Here is an 18,526-nt window from a genome sequence, read left to right as displayed (position 1 = left end):
AACGCTGGATTCGGAAACCGGATATCGAATTTTCCATCCCTACAAGGCCTTGTCCCGATTTTGCGGCCATGGGGGAAGGTGGAAATTGGTTAATTCGTCTTTCTGCGTAATATGCATTTTATATACGAAAGGTTATATAAATTTATTGTGATGCTACGTCGCGGTCAGAGGGCTGGTATTGTCGATCGGCCACACTTGCCGGCGCGGAATTGTGGTGGCGTTCGCGGTGACGTCTGCCGGTGCCCGACGCAGTTCAGGAATGCGGTTCCAGGCCCGCGTCATCGAGGCGGCCGCGAGCGCGCAGGTGCGCGAACAGGCGGTTGATGACGGGGTTCGACCAGCCGCAGTTGGTGGCGAAATCGCGCTGCAGGGTATCGTGGTGGATCTGGTGCGCGGCGGGCGTCATCAGCAGGCCTATGCGGCGCAAGGCGTTGATGAACCACGGGTTCTCGCGCCGATGCAAGGTGCCGTGGAAGTATTGCGCGAAGCCACCGCCCAGCAGCATGGCCGACAGCAAGGCCAAGGCCCAGCCCGGCACGGGCCAGAGCAGCAAGGCGGCGTTTCCGGCAAGCGACAGCGGCAGCGCGGCGACCAGCACGGTCGAGCCGATCAGGCGCCACACCGAGCGCCGTCCCAGCGCATCGGGGCGGGGGTGGTGGTTCTTGAAATCGTAGGAGATGCGCTCGAAGGCGTTGACCCGCTGCATCGTTGCACGGTGGAGCGCGGCATATTCAGGTGAGCCGCGCCGGCCTTCATAGAAGTAGATCGCGGCAAGCCCGCGTCCTTCGGGACAGGGGCGGTAGTCCATGACCATGTGGACCAGCCCCGAAAGCAGGTCGGCCAGATACCATCCGGCCAGCGCGGCGGGCAGGGCGAGCAGGTGCGGATCGCGCAACGCACCCCACAAGTTAAACCCGACCGAAGCCAGGAAAGCGGCAAGCACCAGACGTTGCCAGATCATCGTTTCAACGGCCCCCTATGCCGTCCCTGCGCTTGTAGGCCAGCCCTCGGCGCGGTTCAACGCGCTTCGTCCGGCTGGTTGCCCATGTGCCAGGCAAGGCTTTCGACCTTGCCCATGATCGCATCGGCCATGGGGGAAGGTGTCGCCAGTTCGCGCCACGCCTGCCGGAAGCACAGCAGCCAGCCTTCGATCTCCGCCTGCCCGATGGGGGCGACGAAGTGGCGCATCCGCAGGCGCGGGTGGCCGTACTTGTCGGTATAGAGCGGCGGGCCGCCGAGCCAGCCGGTGAGATATTCGAACAGCTTCTGCTCGGCGCTGGCGAGCGAAGGCGGATGGACGGCGCGCACGGCTTGCGCTGCGGGCAGGGTGTCCATCAGTGCGTAGAACCTGGCGCACAGCGCGCGCACGAAGGCTTCGCCGCCGAACAGGTCGTAGGGGGTCTGGTCCATCGTCGCGCCATGGACCGGGGCAGGCGAAAAGAAAAGGGCGCCCCGCCGCAGCGGAGCGCCCCCTTCCTCGCCCCGGACGATCAGTGCTTGCGGCCGCTCGTCGGGATGTCCTTGAACGCGACGGTCTTGTCGACGCGGATGTCGCCGGGCAGGCCCAGCACGCGCTCGCCGATGATGTTGCGCAGGATTTCGTCCGAGCCGCCTTCGATGCGGGTGGCGGGCGAGCGCATCAGGATCGCCTGGAAACGGCCATCCGACGGACCGTCCTTTTCCCAGATTACGCCCGACTGGCCTTGCAGATCGAGCGCGAACATCGCCAGATCCTGCATCGTGGCACCGGCCACGAGCTTGCCGATCGAGTTTTCAGGCCCCGGCGTTTCGCCCTTCGACAGCGCGGTGATGGCGCGCATGCCGGTGTACTTGAGGCCCATTTCGCGCACCGCGAACTGCGCCAGCTTCGACCGCACGTTCGAATCCTGCACGGCAGGCTTGCCGTCGATTTCCACGTCCATGCACAGCGACAGCAGCGAGGGGAAGCCGGTCGACATGCCCGAGCCGATCGACAGGCGTTCGTTCATCAGTGTGGTGAGCGAGACTTCCCAGCCTTGCCCCACCGCGCCGAGGCGCTGCGCATCGGGGATGCGGACATCGGTGAAGTAGACTTCGTTGAACGACGACTGGCCGTTCGCCTGCTTGATCGGGCGAACCTCGACGCCGGGCGTGTGCATCGAGAGGTAGAACATGGTCAGGCCCTTGTGCTTGGGCACATCGGCGTCGGTGCGGGTGATCAGCAGGCCCCAGTCGGAGTTCTGCGCGCCGCTGGTCCAGATCTTCTGGCCGTTGATGATCCAGTCACCCGAGCCGTCTTCGGCCTTGACCGCGCGGGTGCGCAGGCCGGCAAGGTCGGAACCGCTCGCGGGTTCGGAGAACAGCTGGCACCACACTTCCTCGCCCGAAGACAGCGGGGGCAGCAGGCGGCGCTTGGCCTCTTCATCGGCCCAGGCCATCACGGTGGGGCCGCACATGCCCTGGCCGATGGTGAACAGCCCGCCCAGTGCGCGGAACAGGCCTTCTTCCTGATTCCAGATCACGCGCTCCATCGGCGTGCGGTTGCCGCCGCCGTATTCCTTGGGCCAGTGCAGGCAGGCCCAACCAGCGTCGGCCTTCTTCTTCTGCCACGACTTGCAGGCCGCGATCGGGTCTTCGCTGGTGATGCCGATGTCGCCGAAGTTGGCGCGCTTGAGCTGGTCTTCCAGATGCTTGGGTGCGTTGGCGTCGATCCAGCTGCGCACTTCGGCGCGGAAGGCGGCTTCCTGCGGGGTATCTTCAAAGTCCATGATGTGTCTCCGGAAGCTGGATCAGGCGGCCGCGGCGGCGTTGCCGGCGGTCATGCGGTCGACCAGCAGGTCTTCCCAGGTGGAAACCGAGCCCAATGCGAGCGCGAGCGCGTTGGCGCGGCGGTAGAACAGGTGGCAGTCGTATTCGAAGGTGAAGCCCATGCCGCCGTGGACCTGGATGTTGTTCTTCGAACAGTGCTGGAAGGCCTGCGACGCCGAAACGCGCGCGGTGGCGGCGGCAACCGGCAGCTCCGACGCGCCCGAAGCGAGCGCCCATGCGCCATAGTAGCAGTTCGACCGCGCGAGCGTGGCCGAGACGTACATATCGGCGAGCATGTGCTTGATCGCCTGGAACGAGCCGATCTGGCGACCGAAGGCCATGCGCTCCAACGCATAGTCGCGCGCCATTTCCAGCGCGCGGTCGGCACCGCCGAGCTGTTCGTAGGCGATCAGGATCGCGGCGCGGTCCATCACCTGCGTGGCGATGTGCCAGCCATCGCCTTCGCCGCCCAGCAGCTCTGCGGGGGCGTTGGTGAAGGTGAGGGCGGCCTGCCCACGGCTGGGGTCGATCGAGTTCAAGGTGCGGCGTTCGACGCCGGGACCGTTGAGATCGACCACGTAGAGCGAGACCTTGCCGCTGTCCGACTTGGCGGCGACCACCGCGACATCGGCGCAATCGCCATCGGCGACCGGGCTCTTGGTGCCGGTCAGTTTGCCGCCCGAAACGCTGGCGCGGACCTTTTCCGGCCCCATGCGGCCTTCGCCTTCGTTCAGCGCGAAAGCGCCGATGGCTTCGCCGGCAGCGAGCCTGGGCAGCCATGCCTGCTTCTGCGCCTGCGACCCTGCTTGCAGCAGCGCTTCGGCGACGAGGTAGATCGACGAGGCGACCGGCACCGGCGCGATCACGCGGCCCAGTTCCTCGGCCACCACGCAGAGGTCGAGGTGCGAGAGGCCGACGCCGCCGAATTCCTCGGGGATGGCCGCACCCAGCACGCCGAGTTCGGCGAGGCCCTTGTACAAGTCCTTGTCGTAGCTGGCATCGCTCGTCAGCACGGCGCGCATCTGGGCAACGCCGCCGCGATCTTCGAGGAACCGCCGTACCTGATCCTTGAGCGCTTTCTGCTCGTCGGAGAAATCGAGATTCATCCGCCACTCCCATGGGCTGTGTTCTCGGCACGCGCGGATTCGCTTCGCGCCGTTGCCCCAAGGCTGCGACATCTCTCTTAATTGATCAATTAAAAAATCGCGGAAAGGTTTTCCTACATCGCGACGCGCTGCTAGAACGGCGGCGCAAGGGGGCAGATGACAGTTGGCTTGCGCGCTGCTAACGGGCGCGGCATGACCGACCTTTCGCTGATCCGCAACTTTTCGATTATCGCGCACATCGACCACGGCAAGTCGACGCTGGCCGACCGCCTGATCCAGTATACGGGCGGGCTGACCGAGCGCGAGATGAGCGCGCAAGTCCTTGATAACATGGATATCGAGAAAGAGCGCGGGATCACCATCAAGGCCCAGACCGTCCGCCTGAACTACAAGGCCAAGGACGGGCTGACCTATGAGCTGAACCTGATGGACACGCCGGGCCACGTCGACTTCGCCTATGAAGTCAGCCGCAGCCTGGCCGCGTGCGAAGGCGCGCTGCTGGTGGTGGACGCAGCGCAGGGCGTGGAAGCGCAGACGCTGGCCAACGTCTATCAGTCGATCGAGCACAATCACGAGATCGTGCCGGTGATCAACAAGATCGACCTTCCCGCCGCCGAGCCGGAAAAGGTCAAGGCCGAGATCGAGGAAGTGATCGGGCTCGACGCGAGCGAGGCGGTGCTGACCAGCGCCAAGTCGGGCATCGGCATCGAGGACGTGCTGGACGCGGTGGTCGCCAAGATCCCGCCGCCCAAGGGCGAGCGCGACGCGCCGCTGACGGCCATGCTGGTGGACAGCTGGTACGATCCCTACCTCGGCGTGGTCATCCTGGTGCGCGTGATCGACGGGGTCATCAAGAAGGGCCTGCAGGTCAAGTTCATGGCCGGCGGCACCGAGCACCTGATCGACCGCGTCGGCTGCTTCACGCCCAAGCGCGAGGAACTGGCCGAGCTGGGGCCGGGCGAAATCGGCTTCATCACCGCGCAGATCAAGGAAGTGGAAACCGCCAAGGTCGGCGACACCATCACCACGGTGAAGGGCGGGGCCACGCAGGCGCTGCCGGGCTACAAGGAAGTGCAGCCGGTGGTGTTCTGCGGGCTGTTCCCGGTCGACGCCGCCGATTTCGAAAAGCTGCGCGAAAGCATCGGCAAGCTGCGGCTGAACGATGCCTCGTTCAGCTTCGAGATGGAGAGCAGCGCGGCGCTGGGCTTCGGCTTTCGCTGCGGGTTCCTGGGGCTGCTGCACCTGGAGATCATCCAGGAACGCCTGACCCGCGAATACGACCTCGACCTGATCACCACGTCGCCGTCGGTGGTCTATCGCATCCAGCTGCGCGCCAGCCGCAACGACGATGCGCGCGAGATCCTGCTGCACAACCCGGCGGACTATCCCGACCCCAGCCGGATCGAGCAGATCGACGAGCCGTGGATCAAGGCCACGATCTACACCCCGGACGAATACCTCGGCTCGATCCTGAAGCTGTGCCAGGACCGGCGCGGCATCCAGACCGGGCTGACGTATGTCGGCGGGCGCGCGCAAGTGAACTACGAGTTGCCGCTGAACGAAGTGGTGTTCGATTTCTATGACCGGCTGAAGTCGATCAGTCGGGGCTATGCCAGCTTCGACTATGAACAGATCGGCCTGCGCGAAGGCGACCTCGTGAAGATGAGCATCCTCGTCAACAACGAGCCGGTCGACGCGCTGTCGATGATCGTCCACCGCGCCGTGGCCGAAGAGCGCGGGCGCGGCATGTGCGAGCGGCTGAAGGACCTGATCCCGCGCCACCTGTTCAAGATCCCGATCCAGGCGGCCATCGGCGGCAAGGTGATCGCGCGCGAAACGATCGCCGCGATGCGCAAGGACGTGACCGCCAAGTGCTATGGCGGCGACATCAGCCGCAAGAAGAAGCTGCTCGACAAGCAGAAGAAGGGCAAGGCCCGGATGCGCGAATACGGCAACGTGTCGATCCCGCAGGAAGCGTTTATTGCAGCGCTGCGGATGGGCGAGGAATAGGGCGCGCGATTTTAGCCAGCGGCGCCGGGGCGACTATTGAGGGTGCTGCAGTACTGTGGGTTTGCAGGACTGTTGTGGTTCGCGGATGCGCTTGCGTGCGCAATCCCCCCGCCTTCGTCATCCCGGGCTTGACCCGGGATCCAGCTTACTCTCCCTCGCTCAAAGACAGCTGGACCCCGGGTCAAGCCCGGGGTGACGGCAGTTTTTGATGGTGAGGAAGTGTGCCGCAAACGGCGGGAATGTTGGGGAACAGATCTTGTCGTTGCGCGTGCCCCTCCACCATGCTGCGCATGGTCCCCCTCCCTGTGCCGGGGAGGAACCGGGGGGGGCGCTGACCTTTCGCCGGGAGACGTGATGGGAGCGCGAGGGGGTAACCCCCTCGCATCCTGTACTTTCTATTCCTCCGGCGCGGGCAGGGCGCGGTGCTGGGCGATCTGGTCGGGCGTGGCGCCCCAGGCGGCGAGTTGGCGTGTTTCGGCTTCGATGCGTTCGCGCGCGCGTCTGTCTTCGATGTTCTGGCGCATGATCTGCAGCTTGGTGTCGATGCCGCGGCGGATGCGGGCGAGTTCGGTGGGGTCGTTCTGTTCGGCCAGCCATTCGGCGCGCCATTGCTTCTTGAGCTTTTCGAGTTCGGCGCGGGCGACGGCGTCGGGGCGGGTGCCGGCGTCAAAGCGTTTGCGGGCGCGGTTGCGCAGGAGGAACATCAGCAGGCGGTCGTTGTGGATGCGGCGGGTGCCGACGAGCTTGCCGTAGGAATAGACGGGCGCTTCGACGCCTTCGAGCGCGCGTTCCATGGCGATGTCTTCGAGGCGCTGGACGCCGAGGGCGAGGGCGGCTTCCCACGCCTTGCGGAATTCGGCGGCTTCGGGGTGGCGGCGCAAGAGGTAGGCGCCTTCGGGCGTCATGTTGACCGCGTGGGCGGCGCGCTTGACGCTGCCGGTATCGGCCAGCGCTTCTATGAAGCCGCGCTGGCGTTCGGGCGTCCACCCATCGTGGCGGTTCCAGAAACGGGGGACGGGGGCGAAATCGGGAAGGGTGCCCTTGCAGGCGGCGTCGGCGCCGGGGCGGGACTTGTCGATCATGCGCGGCTCCTTGGGAAAAGGGGCGCAGAAGGTGGCATGGAACGGGGTTTGTAGGACAGAACAAACAGGGGGCGGACCTATCGGGGACAGGGGGTTCAGCAGGCCTTATGGGCAGGTTCAGCGATTCCAACTGGCCCCCGCCCGCGCTTTCGACTAGCGGCGGCGCTGCTCTTGCGAGGCAATCGCCGGGGGCGCACATGGGTGCGGGCGCAACAGGGCGCTGCGACAAGCGAGGCTGGACAAACGCAATGATCGAACCGCGGCAGTTCCGCGACGTGCTGGGGTCCTATCCGACCGGGGTCTGCGTGATCACGGCGCTGGGCGAGGATGGGGCGCGCCATGGTCTGGTGGTCGGCTCGTTCACCTCGATCTCGCTCGATCCCCCGCTGGTGGGGTTCTTTCCCGACAAGCGATCGAGCACATGGGCGCGGATCGCGCCGGCCGGGCGGTTCTGCGTCAACGTGCTGGGATCGGACCAGATCGACCTGTGCCGCCGCTTTGCCGCGCGGGGCGACGACAAGTTCGCCGAACTGGCGCATGGTCACAGTCCTTCGGGCCAGCCGCTGCTCGATGACGCGGTGGCGTGGATCGACTGCACGATCGAGCGCGTGGTTGAAGTGGGCGACCACTGGCTGGTGGTGGGCGCGGTCGAATCCCTTGGGCATCGGGCCGAGGGCGCGCCACTGCTGTTCTTCCGCGGCGGCTACCACGATCTGGCTCGGCTGGACGACTGACGACGAAAAAAAGCGTCCGCCGGGAATGTTTTTCACCGATTTGATATCGGTCAAGGCGAGTCGGGGTGCGTTGGGAGAGAAGGGGCGTGTCGAAAGGACGATCACCCATCCGGAGATCTTCCTCTCGCCGATTTCTCCCCAACTCGGGCGGTCATTTCATGGCCGCCCCATTTTTTTGGGGCTTCGCGGTTGCGGATAAAGTTGTGACGCGCGCCTGTTTTTGATAGGCGCTCGGGTCATGTCGTCATGCGAGACTTGTGTCGTCCGGAACCGGGCGATCTGTGCGGGCCTGGACAACCAGGAAATCGCCGCGCTCAACACGATGGGGCGTCGCCGCTCCGTCGGCGCGGGCGAACCGCTGATCTGGGAAGACGACGATTCGCTGCTGGTCGCCAACGTGATCGAAGGCGTACTCAAGCTGACGACCTCGACCGAGGACGGGCGCGAGCAGATCGTGGGCGTGGCCTATCCTTCGGACTTCATCGGCCGCCCCTTCGGCCAGACCAGCCGCGCGAGCGTGGTCGCGCTGACCGATGCGCGCGTCTGCGTGTTCGCGCGCAACGACTTCGACCGCTTCGCACGTGAACATCCCGAGCTGGAGCACAAGCTGCTGGAGCGCACGCTGGCCGAACTGGACCGGACGCGTTCGTGGATGATGCTGCTGGGCCGCAAGACCGCGCCCGAGAAGATCGCCACGTTCCTGCTGGAAATGAGCGATCGTCTCGACGACACCGGCTGCGCGGTGAAGCTGGGGCCGGCGAGGCGCTTTTCGCTGCCGTTCAGCCGCCAGCAGGTGGCCGACGTGCTGGGCCTGACCATCGAGACGGTCAGCCGCCAGTTCACCAAGCTGAAGAACGACGGCGTGATCGAGCTGCCTTCGCGGCGCGAGGTGGAGATTCTGGATCGCCCGGCGCTGGTGGCACTGGCGGGCTGATTTTCATTATTCCGGTTTGCCGCCTCCCCTTGCAAGGGAGGATCTATGCCACCGAGACTTTCAGCGCGTTGAACTTCGCCCAGCCAAAGGCGGTGAGGAAGGCGACGTCGGCGGCGTCGCGGCCCACGCCGATGATCGCGGTGGTTTCGTCGTTGGCCATCCCCGTCGGATCGACGATGCACCATTGATCGCCGAGGTAGACCTGCGCGACGGCGTGGAAGTCCTGCGGTTCGACGCCGAGCGCATAGGCGCTGGCAAAGCGCGCGGGGATTCCGGCGGCGCGCGCGAGGGTGACCATCAGGTGCGCGTAATCGCGGCAGATGCCCTGGCGCGCGACGAAGGTATCGTTGGCGCAGGTGCTGCTGTTGCTGACGCCCGGCACGTAATCGAGGTGCCCGGCGATCCATTCGCGCATCGCGATCACGCCTGCGCCGGTCTCCACATCGCCGAACGTGCGTTCTGCGAAGCGGTGGAATCGGTCGGACGGGCAATAGCGCGAAGGCATAAGGTAGGGGATGGCATCGCCCGGCAACAGGCGATGCGGCGTGACGGCCAGCGCGGCGAGGTCGGTTGCGGCGCGCTCGACATCAACCGTTGCGCGGTATTCGACGACAAGGCGGCCCTGATGGTTCAGCCAGATGCGCTCGCCGATGCCGTCAAGCGCGGGTACGCGGGTTGGCGTGAGGGCTGGCGGCAGGTTGAGCGCGCTCGATTGCAGCCGCTGGCAGGGCAGGGCAGCCGCTTCGATCTGGAGCAGGATGTCGGTGGGCTCGTCGAACTGGTAATCAAGCAGGACGTCGATCGAAAGCGGGCGGGCCACGGCGGTTTCCTTGGGAGTCGCGAGGGAGCGACTTCAACCGCTGGCGGTAGCGGAAGTTTCCGGTTTTCCAAGGGCGGGCGGTGCGTGCCGACAGTCATGCGCAAAAAGAAAACGGGCGGGTCGTGTCGGAGTGATCCCAGAACCCCGAACGACCCGCCCGCCGCCCCCGGTGCCCGCCCACGCGTGGGGGCAGGACGGGACCGAAGGAACCTGTATCAGAAGCGGTAGCTGACGCCTGCGCTCAGCACCCAGGGATCGAGCTTGTGCTTGGTTTCAAGCGCGAGGTCGCCGTTGGTGTCGTAGAACTTGGCGGTCGGCTTGATGAAGTACTTCTTGGCGTCGAGCGAGAGGCCGAAGCCCTTGTCGCCCAGCGCGATGTCGACGCCGCCCTGAAGCGCGACGCCCAGCGAATTGCTCATGCGCACCTTGTCGATGCCGAGAGCCTTGGCAGTGTCGCCCGGCTTTTCGCCGAACACGAAGAACACGGCGGGGCCGGCACCGACATAGGGCTTGATGGGGCCAAGCGGCATGTGCGCCTTGAGCGTGAGCGTGGCGGGCAGGATCAGCACGTGATCGACGATGCGGCCCGCACCGGCGAGGCCCTTGTCGCCTTCGACGTGGTGGCCGGTGAAGCAGCAGATCGTTTCGGCCGAGAAGTTCGGGGTGAAGAAGTATTCGACCGCGAGCGTGGGCACGACGTTGTCGTTCGCCTTGACGTCGGCGCCGGGGGTGGCCGCAAGCGCGCCACCGAGCGTGGTCGTGGTGTCGATCGACTTGATCTCGTCGATCTTGCCATTGGGCAGCACGGCGGTGCCGAGCACCTTGACCTGCCACTTGCCGTCGGCCGAACCCGCGTGGGCGGCGACAGGGGCAACCAGCGCGGTGGTCGCAAGGGCGGCGCCGAGCGCGGCGGAGATCATCTTCTTCATGAGTATGGTCCTGCAACCGCGGGTGGCCTGCCCCTCGCAGGCCCGGTTCTGGCCTCGCGGTGTGAGAGCCTGATGCACCGCTGCCGAATCAGCCTCATTGACCGAACGCAAAATACCGAATGGGCGGCCTCGACTTTGGTAGTAGGCTGAATTCGGGGCAATTTGACTCGGGTCAATGTTGCAGCCCGCAGGGGGGCGCACGGGCGTCATCACATCTTTCATGGAAGGGAAGGCTCCATGGTATCGTTAGTGACGCGCAGCGCCGTCTGGCTGGCTGTGCTATTTTTCGCCATCATCGCGATGGCGCTCGCAAAGGATACGCCCTTTGCGATCCACATGGGCATCTGCGGCGCTGCCGCACTGATCGGCCTGGTCGTCTCGCTGCGGCAGGCCGACGTGGATGCGATCGTGCGCGGCGTCCTCAAGATGCCCGACCAGGGCCGCTATGACGACGACCCGATCCGCTGGGGCGTCATCGCGACGGTGTTCTGGGGCATGGCGGGCTTCCTTGCGGGGCTTTACATCGCGCTGGAACTGACCTGGCCGCAGCTCAACTTCGGGCTCGAGTGGATCAACTTCGGGCGCCTGCGTCCGCTGCACACCTCGGCGGTCATCTTCGCTTTCGGAGGCAATGCCCTGATCGCCACGTCGTACTATGTGGTTCAGCGCACTTGCCGGGCGAGGCTGGCCTTCCCCGGCCTCGCCCGTTTCGTCTTCTGGGGCTACCAGCTGTTCATCGTGCTGGCCGCGACCGGATACCTGCTGGGCGTCACGCAGGGCAAGGAATATGCCGAGCCCGAATGGTACGTCGACCTGTGGCTGACCATCGTGTGGGTGTCGTACCTGGCGGTGTTCGTAGGCACGATCCTGAAGCGCACCGAGCCGCACATCTACGTGGCCAACTGGTTCTACCTGTCGTTCATCATCACCGTGGCGATGCTGCACCTGGTGAACAACGCGGCGATCCCGGTCAGCTTCTTCGGCTCGCACTCGGTTTCGGTGTTCGGCGGCGTGCAGGGCGCGCTGGTGCAGTGGTGGTACGGCCACAACGCGGTCGGCTTCTTCCTGACCGCCGGCTTCCTCGCCATGATGTACTACTTCGTGCCCAAGCAGGCCGAACGCCCGATCTACAGCTATCGCCTGTCGATCATCCACTTCTGGGCGCTGATCTTCCTGTATATCTGGGCTGGCCCGCACCACCTGCACTACACCGCGCTGCCCGACTGGGCGCAGACGCTGGGCATGGTCTTCTCGGTCATGCTGTGGATGCCGAGTTGGGGCGGCATGATCAACGGCCTGATGACGCTGAACGGCGCGTGGGACAAGATCCGTACCGATCCGATCATCCGCATGTTCGTGATGAGCCTGGCCTTCTATGGCATGAGCACGTTCGAAGGTCCGATGATGTCGATCAAGAGCGTCAACTCGCTGTCGCACTATACCGACTGGACCATCGGCCACGTGCATTCGGGCGCGCTGGGCTGGAACGGCATGGTGACGTTCGGCTGCCTCTACTACCTTGCGCCGCGCCTGTGGAACCGCGAGCGGCTCTATTCGCTGCGTCTGGTGAACTGGCACTTCTGGCTCGCGACCCTGGGCATCGTGTTCTACGCGGCCTCGATGTGGGTGGCCGGCATCATGCAGGGCCTGATGTGGCGTGAATACGGGCCGGACGGCTACCTGGTGAACTCGTTCGCCGAAACCGTCGCCGCGATGCACCCGATGTTCATCATGCGTGCCTTCGGCGGTCTGCTGTACCTCAGCGGTGCCAGCATCATGGCCTACAACATCGCCCGCACGATCATGGGTTCGCCGCTCCGCCAGGAAGCCCCGATGACCGAGACGCCGTACGACGCTTCGCGCGACGTGCCCGTCACCACGGCCGCCCACGCCTGAAGCACCGGCAAGGAGACACGACAATGGCACTCTCCATCGTGGAGCGTCACAAGAAGCTGGAACGCAACATCACCCTGCTGGGCATCTTCGCCTTCGCAGCGGTGACCGTGGGCGGCATCGTCGAGATCGCCCCGCTGTTCTGGATCGACAACACCATCGAGAAGGTGGAGGGCATGCGTCCCTACACCCCGCTCGAACAGGCAGGCCGCGACATCTACGTGCGCGAAGGCTGCTATGTGTGCCACAGCCAGATGATCCGTCCGTTCCGCGACGAGGTCGAACGCTATGGCCACTACAGCCTTGCCGCGGAATCGATGTACGACCATCCGTTCCAGTGGGGCTCGAAGCGCACCGGGCCGGATCTCGCCCGCGTCGGCGGCAAGTATTCGGATGAATGGCACGTCCAGCATCTGAAGGATCCGCGCGCGGTCGTGCCGGAATCGATCATGCCGACCTACCAGTTCCTGGCCGAAAAGGACCTGAACCCGGGTGACATGACGGCGGAGCTGCAGGCGCTCTATCAGGTCGGCGTGCCCTATTCGAAGACCGACCTTGCCAAGGCGAACGACGACCTCAAGGCGCAGGCCGATCCCGAAGCGGACGCGACCGACCTGAAGAAGCGCTATCCCAAGGCGCAGGTGCGCGACTTTGACGGCGATCCCAAGCGCCTGACCGAAATGGACGCGCTGGTCGCGTACCTGCAGGTGCTGGGCACGATGGTCGACGTCAACGCCCCGGCGGCGCAGGAGGATCTGGCCAAGGAGAAGGGACGATGAGCGCCTTCACCCTGTCCACCCACTCCACCTACGACATGCTCCGCCACCTGGCGGACAGTTGGGGCCTCCTCGCGATGGCGGTGGTGTTCCTGGTGCTGTGCCTCTGGCCGTTCCGGCCGGGCGCGCGCGACCAGAACACGCAAGCGGCCACCTCGATCTTCAAGGATGAGAACGATGGCGAACGATAAGCGCATCGACGAAGCCACAGGCGTCGAGACCGTCGGCCATGAATGGGACGGCATCGAGGAACTGAACAATCCGCTGCCGCGCTGGTGGCTGTGGACCTTCTATGCCTGCATCGCCTTCGCGATCGGCTATTGCGTGGTCTATCCCGCCATTCCGGGGCTGCACAGCGCGACCGCGGGCACTTTCGGCTGGTCGAGCCGGGGCGCGCTGGCGAGCGAGATGAAGGCCGCCGACGACAGCCATGCCGCGATCCGCGCTGAAATCGCGGCCACCCCGGTCGAGCAGCTCGCGGGCAACGAGAAGCTGCTGCGCGCCTCGATCGAAGGCGGCCGCGCGGCGTTCAAGGTGAACTGCGTGCAGTGCCACGGCGCTGGCGCGGCCGGGGCCAAGGGCTACCCGAACCTGAACGACGACGACTGGCTGTGGGGCGGCGATGTCGCCACGATCCACCAGACGCTGCTGCACGGCGTGCGCCAGCCGGGTGACGATGCCACGCGCATGAGCCAGATGCCCGCATTCGGGCGTGACGGCATCCTGACGGCGGCGCAGATCCAGGACGTGGTCAGCCACGTGCGCGTGATCAGCGGGCAGGAAAAGGCCAGTGGCTCCTCGCAGCGCGGTGCGGCGATCTTCGCGCAGAACTGCGCGGTGTGCCACGGCGCGAACGGCGAAGGCAGCCGCGCGGTCGGCGCGCCGAAGCTGAACGATGCGATCTGGCTCTATGGCGGCGATCGGGCGACGATCACCGAGACCGTCACCAACGCCCGCTATGGCGTGATGCCGGCCTGGGGCAGCCGTCTCGACCCGGTCACGGTCAAGATGCTGGCAGCCTATGTCCACTCGCTGGGCGGCGGTGAAGCGGCTCCGGCTCCGGCTGCTGCGGCGGCTGCGGCACCTGCCGCGACTGCCAAATAACGACGTACCGGCCGCCGCGCCCGGTCGGGCGCGGCGGCCACCTCTTTCAGGGAAGTACCATGACGAACGCGCACGATCCCAAGCTCGCCCGCGCGGACCATTCGGACGAGATTTCCTTCTATGAAAAACGCAAAGGTGTGTTTCCCCGCGGCAGCGACGGCGCGTTCCGTCGGCTGAAATGGGCAATCATGGCGTTCTGCCTGATCGTGTACTGGGGCACCCCGTGGCTGCGCTGGAACCGTGGGCCCTATGCCCCGGATCAGGCGGTGCTGATCGACCTGGCGCACCGCCGCTTCTACATGTTCGACATCGAAATCTGGCCGCACGAATTCTACTTCGTGGCGGGCCTGCTGATCATGGCGGGGATCGGCCTGTTCCTCGTGACCAGCGCCGTGGGGCGCGCGTGGTGCGGCTATGCCTGCCCGCAGACGGTCTGGACCGACCTGTTCCAGCACGTCGACCGCCTGATCGATGGCGACCGCAACGCGCAGATCCGCTTGCAGAACGCGCCGTGGACGGCATCGAAGGTGGCGCGTCGCGTCTTCAAGTGGGGCGTGTACCTGACCATCAGCTTCCTGACGGGCGGCGCGTGGATCTTCTACTTTGCCGATGCGCCGACGTTGCAGCGCGAGTTCTGGACGGGCACGGCGGCGCCGGTCGCCTATGCGACGACCGGCGTGCTGACCTTCACCACGTTCTGGCTGGGCGGCTTCATGCGTGAGCAGGTGTGCGTCTACATGTGCCCCTGGCCGCGCATCCAGACCGCGATGCTCGACGAAAAGTCGCTGACCGTCACCTACAAGCACTGGCGGGGCGAGCCGCGCGGTTCGGTCAAGGCGGCGCAGAAGCGGGTGGAGCAGGGGCTGGACCCGCTGGGCGACTGCATCGACTGCAAGCAGTGCATCGCGGTGTGCCCGACCGGCATCGACATCCGCGAAGGGCCGCAGATCGGCTGCATCACCTGCGCGCTGTGCATCGATGCCTGCGACAAGGCGATGGCCGATGTGGGCCGCCCGCGCGGGCTGATCGACTACTTCACGCTGGACGATGAAGCCAAGGTGGAGCGCGGCGAGGAGCCGGCGCCGGTGCTGAAGACGATCTTCCGTCCGCGCACGCTGATCTATCTGGGTGTGTGGTCGGCGATCGGCGTGGGGATGCTGTTCCTGCTTGGCCAGCGGACCCGGCTCGACCTGTCGGTGGCCAAGGATCGCAACCCTGAATACGTGATGCTGTCGAAGGGCGCAGTGCGCAACGGCTTCACCATCAAGCTGCGCAACATGGAAGACCGTCCCCGTGCCGTGGTGGTGTCGATTTCCGGCCTGCCCGGCGGCGCGATCTATACCGACGAGATGGATTCCGACCTCGCTCGGCAGTCGCTCGCCGTCGAAATCCCTGCGGACACGACCAAGCGCATCCGCGTCTACGCGGTCGTGCCCAAGGGGGCCAAGCCTGCCGAATTTTTGTTCGATCTCAAAGCGTCGGACAAGGAAGGCGGGCATGACGTCGCCAAGACGACATTCACTACAGCGGAAGGAAACGGCCAGTGACCCAGCAGCGCCGTGCAGCCGCCCCCGGCCAGAAGGGGCAATTCACCGGACGACACATGGCCGCGATCATGGTCACGTTCTTCGGCATCGTCATCGCGGTAAACGTGCTGATGGCGCGGTTCGCGATTTCGACGTTCGGGGGCGTGGTGGTCGAGAACTCCTATGTCGCGAGCCAGCACTTCAACGGCTGGCTGGACGAGGCCCGGGCAGAGAAGGCGCTGGGCTGGAAGGCGTTGTTCGGCCGTGACGGGTCGGGCCGCGTAGCCATCGACTTGCGCGATGCGGCGGGCAAGCCCCTGACCGGCGCCACGGTGACGGCGGTGGCCGAACATCCGCTGGGCCTGCGCCACGATGAAAGCCTGACCTTCCGCGAGGAAGCGCCCGGCCGCTATCGCGCGGCGCTGGAGAACGGGCGCTGGCGGCTGCGGCTGGCGGCGAACGTGGCGGGCAAGACCTGGCGTACGGTCGGAGACGTGCAGTGACGGCAGCGGCCCGGTTGGTGGGGACCGAAGCTGCGCCCCCCATCCATAGCGTGTTTTCCGTGCCCGGGATGCATTGCGCCGGGTGCATGGGCAAGGTGGAGCGCAGCCTCAACGCCGTGCCGGGGGTGACCTCGGCGCGGACCAACCTGACCGCGCGCACGGTCGAAGTGGTGCACGGCGAGGGGGTGGAGACCCCCGACCTAATCGCTGCGCTGGCAGGCGCAGGGTTCGAGGCGCAGCCGCGCGTGATTGCGGAGGAGGCACCCTCGGCGGTCAAGCCGCTGCTCGCGCCGCTGGCGGTGGCGGGCTTCGCGTGCATGAACGTGATGCTGATGTCGGTGAGCATCTGGTCGGGCGCGGAAGGCACCACGCGCGACATGTTCCACTGGATTTCCGCGGCGATCGGCGTTCCGGCCATCGCCTATGCCGGAAAGCCGTTCTTTTCGTCGGCTTTTGCCGCGCTGAAGCGCGGGCGCACCAACATGGACGTGCCGATTTCGATCGGCGTGACGCTGGCGACGGGCCTGTCGGTCTATGAGACGGTGACGGGCGGGGCCGAGGCGTGGTTCGACGGCACGCTGATGCTGCTGCTGTTCCTGCTGGCGGGGCGCGCGCTCGATGCGATGATGCGCGACCGCGCGCGCGCCGGGGTGGATGCGCTGCTGCGGCAGGCGGCGAGCGGAGCGATGGTGGTCGAAGCCGATGGCACCACGCGCTGGACGGCCGCGGCAGCGCTGGCGCCGGGCATGGTGATGCGCGTGGCTGCGGGCGAACGGCTGGCGGCGGACGGCGTGCTGGTGCGGGGCGCAAGCCGCTTCGACCAGTCGCTGCTGACGGGCGAAAGCGCGCTGGTGGCGGCCAAGGCGGGCGATGCGGTCCACGCGGGCACGCTCAATGCCGAGGCGCCGGTCGACGTGGAAGTGACGGCGGCGGGCACCGATACCGCGCTGGCCGAAATCGCGCGGCTGATGGAGGCGGCGGGCCAGTCACGCTCGGCCTATGTGCGGATCGCGGACCGTGCCTCGCGACTCTATGCTCCGGCTGTGCACACGCTGGCGGCGCTGACCTTTGCCGGTTGGATGCTGGCTGGCCAGGGGATCTATCATTCGCTGGTGATCGCCATCGCGGTGCTGATCATCACCTGTCCTTGCGCACTCGGCCTTGCCGTGCCGGTGGCGCAGGTCGTGGCGGCGGGCGCACTGATGAAGCGCGGCATTCTGGTCAAGGACGGCTCTGCGATGGAGCGGCTGGCGGATGTGGACCGCGCGCTGCTCGACAAGACCGGCACGCTGACGCTGGGGCGCCCGGTGCCCGATGAAGCCGCGCTCGATGCGCTTTCGGCGGACGAGGCTGCGGTGGCGCTGGCGCTGGCGAGCAACAGCCGCCATCCGCTCTCGCTCGGGTTGGCACAGGCGCTGGCTGCGCGCGAGGTGCGGGCAGCGGTGCTGGAGGACGTGGCCGAGGAGCCGGGGCGCGGCGTGACCGCGCGCTGGCAGGGACGGCGCGTGACGCTGGGGCGTCCGGTCGCGGCGGAGGGTATGGCCACCGCGCTCGATCTGGGCGAGGGCCCTGCGCGCGTGATCGGCTTTGCCGACCGGCTGCGGCCCGATGCCATCGAGGCGCTGGGCGAGCTGAAGGCCCTTGGCATCGAATGTTCGATCCTGTCGGGCGACGGGATCGTGGCGGTGAGCGAAGTGGCGCGCCAGACCGGGCTGACCGCGCGGGCGAGCGCGTCGCCTGCCGACAAGCAGCAGAACATCGCCAGCCTGCAGAACACCGGACGCCGCGTGCTGATGGTGGGCGACGGGCTGAACGATGGCCCCGCGCTCGCCGCCGCCAACGCCTCGATCGCGCCGGGAAGCGCAAGCGACGTGGGGCGGCAGGCCTCGGACTTCGTGTTCACCGGCGAAAGCCTGATGGCGCTGCCGCGCGCAGTGCGCGCCAGCCGCCGCACGATGCGCGTGGTGCGGCAGAACTTCGTGCTGGCGATCGGCTACAACGTGCTGGCAGTGCCGCTGGCGATGGCGGGCCTCGTCACGCCGTTGATCGCGGCGGTGGCGATGTCGACCAGCTCGCTGATCGTGGTGGCCAATTCGCTGCGCTTGCAGGGGGCGGCACGATGACCTCGCTCGCGTTCCTGCTGCCGATCGCGCTGGGCATGGGGCTGTGCGGGCTTGCGGCGTTCTTCTGGGCGTTGAAGCGCGGGCAGTTCAGCGACCTTGACGGGGCCGCCGCGCGCATCCTGATCGATGAGGACGAGGACGAAGCGTGAGCCGCCTTTTCGCCATTCTTGCGCCGCTGGCGGTCTTGCAGATGGTCGCA

General features: G+C 66.2%; 18 protein-coding genes. 11 read left to right on the top strand and 7 right to left on the bottom strand.

Going from position 1 to position 18,526, the window contains the following annotated elements; genetic code table 11:
• Positions 1–253: 253 nt before the first annotated feature.
• The 4 genes from K3A84_RS02770 to K3A84_RS02755 all read right to left on the bottom strand — a co-directional run bounded on the left by K3A84_RS02770 (position 254) and on the right by K3A84_RS02755 (position 3,893).
• Positions 254–961, bottom strand: a complete 708-nt coding sequence (locus tag K3A84_RS02770; protein WP_225007609.1) for a fatty acid desaturase family protein — start codon at positions 959–961, stop codon at positions 254–256.
• Between the two features lie 56 nt (positions 962–1,017).
• On the bottom strand, positions 1,018–1,410 hold the full coding sequence (locus K3A84_RS02765) for a group II truncated hemoglobin (RefSeq protein WP_225007605.1): 393 nt from the start codon (positions 1,408–1,410) through the stop codon (positions 1,018–1,020).
• Positions 1,411–1,490: 80 nt separating this feature from the next.
• Entirely contained in the window at positions 1,491–2,747 is a 1,257-nt protein-coding gene (locus tag K3A84_RS02760; RefSeq protein ID WP_225007601.1) for an acyl-CoA dehydrogenase family protein, read from the bottom strand.
• Between the two features lie 21 nt (positions 2,748–2,768).
• The gene (locus K3A84_RS02755; RefSeq protein ID WP_225007598.1) at positions 2,769–3,893 is read right to left on the bottom strand and encodes an acyl-CoA dehydrogenase family protein; all 1,125 of its coding nucleotides are present in this window, start codon (positions 3,891–3,893) and stop codon (positions 2,769–2,771) included.
• Positions 3,894–4,085: 192 nt separating this feature from the next.
• Between K3A84_RS02755 and lepA the strand changes: the two genes are divergently transcribed.
• A complete protein-coding gene (gene lepA, locus K3A84_RS02750) occupies positions 4,086–5,903 on the top strand; it encodes a translation elongation factor 4 (protein ID WP_225007594.1) in 1,818 nt (605 codons plus the stop codon).
• A 395-nt stretch (positions 5,904–6,298) separates the two neighbouring features.
• Here lepA and K3A84_RS02745 read toward each other — a convergent pair whose 3' ends face one another.
• Positions 6,299–6,985 carry a hypothetical protein gene (locus K3A84_RS02745; protein ID WP_225007591.1) on the bottom strand — a complete coding sequence of 229 codons (687 nt, stop codon included), beginning with the start codon at positions 6,983–6,985 and terminating at the stop codon, positions 6,299–6,301.
• A 248-nt stretch (positions 6,986–7,233) separates the two neighbouring features.
• Between K3A84_RS02745 and K3A84_RS02740 the strand changes: the two genes are divergently transcribed.
• Together K3A84_RS02740 and K3A84_RS02735 are read left to right on the top strand one after the other, a co-directional pair.
• Complete coding sequence (locus K3A84_RS02740; RefSeq protein ID WP_225007588.1) at positions 7,234–7,719, top strand: flavin reductase family protein; 486 nt, start codon at positions 7,234–7,236, stop codon at positions 7,717–7,719.
• Between the two features lie 238 nt (positions 7,720–7,957).
• Entirely contained in the window at positions 7,958–8,653 is a 696-nt protein-coding gene (locus K3A84_RS02735; protein WP_225007585.1) for a Crp/Fnr family transcriptional regulator, read from the top strand.
• A gap of 43 nt (positions 8,654–8,696) precedes the next feature.
• On the opposite strand, the gene K3A84_RS02730 is transcribed toward K3A84_RS02735, so the two are convergent.
• Together K3A84_RS02730 and K3A84_RS02725 are read right to left on the bottom strand one after the other, a co-directional pair.
• Positions 8,697–9,473, bottom strand: a complete 777-nt coding sequence (locus tag K3A84_RS02730) for a transglutaminase-like domain-containing protein (RefSeq protein WP_225007584.1) — start codon at positions 9,471–9,473, stop codon at positions 8,697–8,699.
• 215 nt (positions 9,474–9,688) lie between these two features.
• The gene (locus tag K3A84_RS02725) at positions 9,689–10,402 is read right to left on the bottom strand and encodes an OmpW/AlkL family protein (protein WP_225007582.1); all 714 of its coding nucleotides are present in this window, start codon (positions 10,400–10,402) and stop codon (positions 9,689–9,691) included.
• A 237-nt stretch (positions 10,403–10,639) separates the two neighbouring features.
• Here K3A84_RS02725 and ccoN point away from each other — a divergent pair, with 237 nt between their 5' ends.
• Genes ccoN through ccoS form a run of 8 tightly spaced genes read left to right on the top strand, consistent with a single transcriptional unit; the run spans position 10,640 to position 18,476 of the window.
• On the top strand, positions 10,640–12,298 hold the full coding sequence (gene ccoN, locus K3A84_RS02720; protein ID WP_225007581.1) for a cytochrome-c oxidase, cbb3-type subunit I: 1,659 nt from the start codon (positions 10,640–10,642) through the stop codon (positions 12,296–12,298).
• Between the two features lie 23 nt (positions 12,299–12,321).
• Positions 12,322–13,074: a cytochrome-c oxidase, cbb3-type subunit II gene (gene ccoO, locus K3A84_RS02715; RefSeq protein WP_225007578.1), complete on the top strand. Its 753-nt coding sequence runs from the start codon at positions 12,322–12,324 to the stop codon at positions 13,072–13,074.
• Positions 13,071–13,262 (top strand): cbb3-type cytochrome c oxidase subunit 3, encoded by a 192-nt coding sequence (locus tag K3A84_RS02710; protein WP_225007577.1) that lies wholly within the window; start codon positions 13,071–13,073, stop codon positions 13,260–13,262. Before ccoO ends, K3A84_RS02710 begins: the two co-directional genes overlap by 4 nt.
• Positions 13,249–14,175, top strand: a complete 927-nt coding sequence (gene ccoP, locus K3A84_RS02705) for a cytochrome-c oxidase, cbb3-type subunit III (protein ID WP_225007576.1) — start codon at positions 13,249–13,251, stop codon at positions 14,173–14,175. The genes K3A84_RS02710 and ccoP overlap by 14 nt, the downstream gene beginning before the upstream one ends.
• A gap of 59 nt (positions 14,176–14,234) precedes the next feature.
• Positions 14,235–15,722 (top strand): cytochrome c oxidase accessory protein CcoG, encoded by a 1,488-nt coding sequence (ccoG, locus tag K3A84_RS02700; RefSeq protein ID WP_225007574.1) that lies wholly within the window; start codon positions 14,235–14,237, stop codon positions 15,720–15,722.
• Entirely contained in the window at positions 15,719–16,204 is a 486-nt protein-coding gene (locus K3A84_RS02695) for a FixH family protein (protein ID WP_225007573.1), read from the top strand. Before ccoG ends, K3A84_RS02695 begins: the two co-directional genes overlap by 4 nt.
• On the top strand, positions 16,201–18,327 hold the full coding sequence (locus K3A84_RS02690) for a heavy metal translocating P-type ATPase (protein ID WP_404823093.1): 2,127 nt from the start codon (positions 16,201–16,203) through the stop codon (positions 18,325–18,327). Before K3A84_RS02695 ends, K3A84_RS02690 begins: the two co-directional genes overlap by 4 nt.
• Positions 18,324–18,476, top strand: a complete 153-nt coding sequence (ccoS, locus tag K3A84_RS02685) for a cbb3-type cytochrome oxidase assembly protein CcoS (RefSeq protein ID WP_225007569.1) — start codon at positions 18,324–18,326, stop codon at positions 18,474–18,476. The genes K3A84_RS02690 and ccoS overlap by 4 nt, the downstream gene beginning before the upstream one ends.
• The last annotated feature ends 50 nt before the right edge of the window (positions 18,477–18,526 follow it).

This window comes from Novosphingobium percolationis, from assembly GCF_020179425.1.
Lineage (GTDB): Bacteria > Pseudomonadota > Alphaproteobacteria > Sphingomonadales > Sphingomonadaceae > Novosphingobium > Novosphingobium percolationis.
Note: the sequence above shows the minus strand (reverse complement) of the source record. Positions and strands in the feature narration are given on the sequence as shown.

What these genes read in the sequence shown, in the direction of transcription:
- K3A84_RS02710 (WP_225007577.1), top strand. Translation starts at nt 13,071, where the DNA reads ATGAGCGCCTTCACCCTGTCCACCCACTCCACCTACGACATGCTCCGC.
- ccoO (WP_225007578.1), top strand. Translation starts at nt 12,322, where the DNA reads ATGGCACTCTCCATCGTGGAGCGTCACAAGAAGCTGGAACGCAACATC.
- lepA (WP_225007594.1), top strand. Translation starts at nt 4,086, where the DNA reads ATGACCGACCTTTCGCTGATCCGCAACTTTTCGATTATCGCGCACATC.
- K3A84_RS02755 (WP_225007598.1), bottom strand. Translation starts at nt 3,893, where the DNA reads ATGAATCTCGATTTCTCCGACGAGCAGAAAGCGCTCAAGGATCAGGTA.
- K3A84_RS02760 (WP_225007601.1), bottom strand. Translation starts at nt 2,747, where the DNA reads ATGGACTTTGAAGATACCCCGCAGGAAGCCGCCTTCCGCGCCGAAGTG.
- K3A84_RS02735 (WP_225007585.1), top strand. Translation starts at nt 7,958, where the DNA reads ATGTCGTCATGCGAGACTTGTGTCGTCCGGAACCGGGCGATCTGTGCG.
- ccoP (WP_225007576.1), top strand. Translation starts at nt 13,249, where the DNA reads ATGGCGAACGATAAGCGCATCGACGAAGCCACAGGCGTCGAGACCGTC.
- ccoN (WP_225007581.1), top strand. Translation starts at nt 10,640, where the DNA reads ATGGTATCGTTAGTGACGCGCAGCGCCGTCTGGCTGGCTGTGCTATTT.
- K3A84_RS02725 (WP_225007582.1), bottom strand. Translation starts at nt 10,402, where the DNA reads ATGAAGAAGATGATCTCCGCCGCGCTCGGCGCCGCCCTTGCGACCACC.
- ccoG (WP_225007574.1), top strand. Translation starts at nt 14,235, where the DNA reads ATGACGAACGCGCACGATCCCAAGCTCGCCCGCGCGGACCATTCGGAC.
- K3A84_RS02745 (WP_225007591.1), bottom strand. Translation starts at nt 6,985, where the DNA reads ATGATCGACAAGTCCCGCCCCGGCGCCGACGCCGCCTGCAAGGGCACC.
- K3A84_RS02765 (WP_225007605.1), bottom strand. Translation starts at nt 1,410, where the DNA reads ATGGACCAGACCCCCTACGACCTGTTCGGCGGCGAAGCCTTCGTGCGC.
- ccoS (WP_225007569.1), top strand. Translation starts at nt 18,324, where the DNA reads ATGACCTCGCTCGCGTTCCTGCTGCCGATCGCGCTGGGCATGGGGCTG.
- K3A84_RS02770 (WP_225007609.1), bottom strand. Translation starts at nt 961, where the DNA reads ATGATCTGGCAACGTCTGGTGCTTGCCGCTTTCCTGGCTTCGGTCGGG.
- K3A84_RS02740 (WP_225007588.1), top strand. Translation starts at nt 7,234, where the DNA reads ATGATCGAACCGCGGCAGTTCCGCGACGTGCTGGGGTCCTATCCGACC.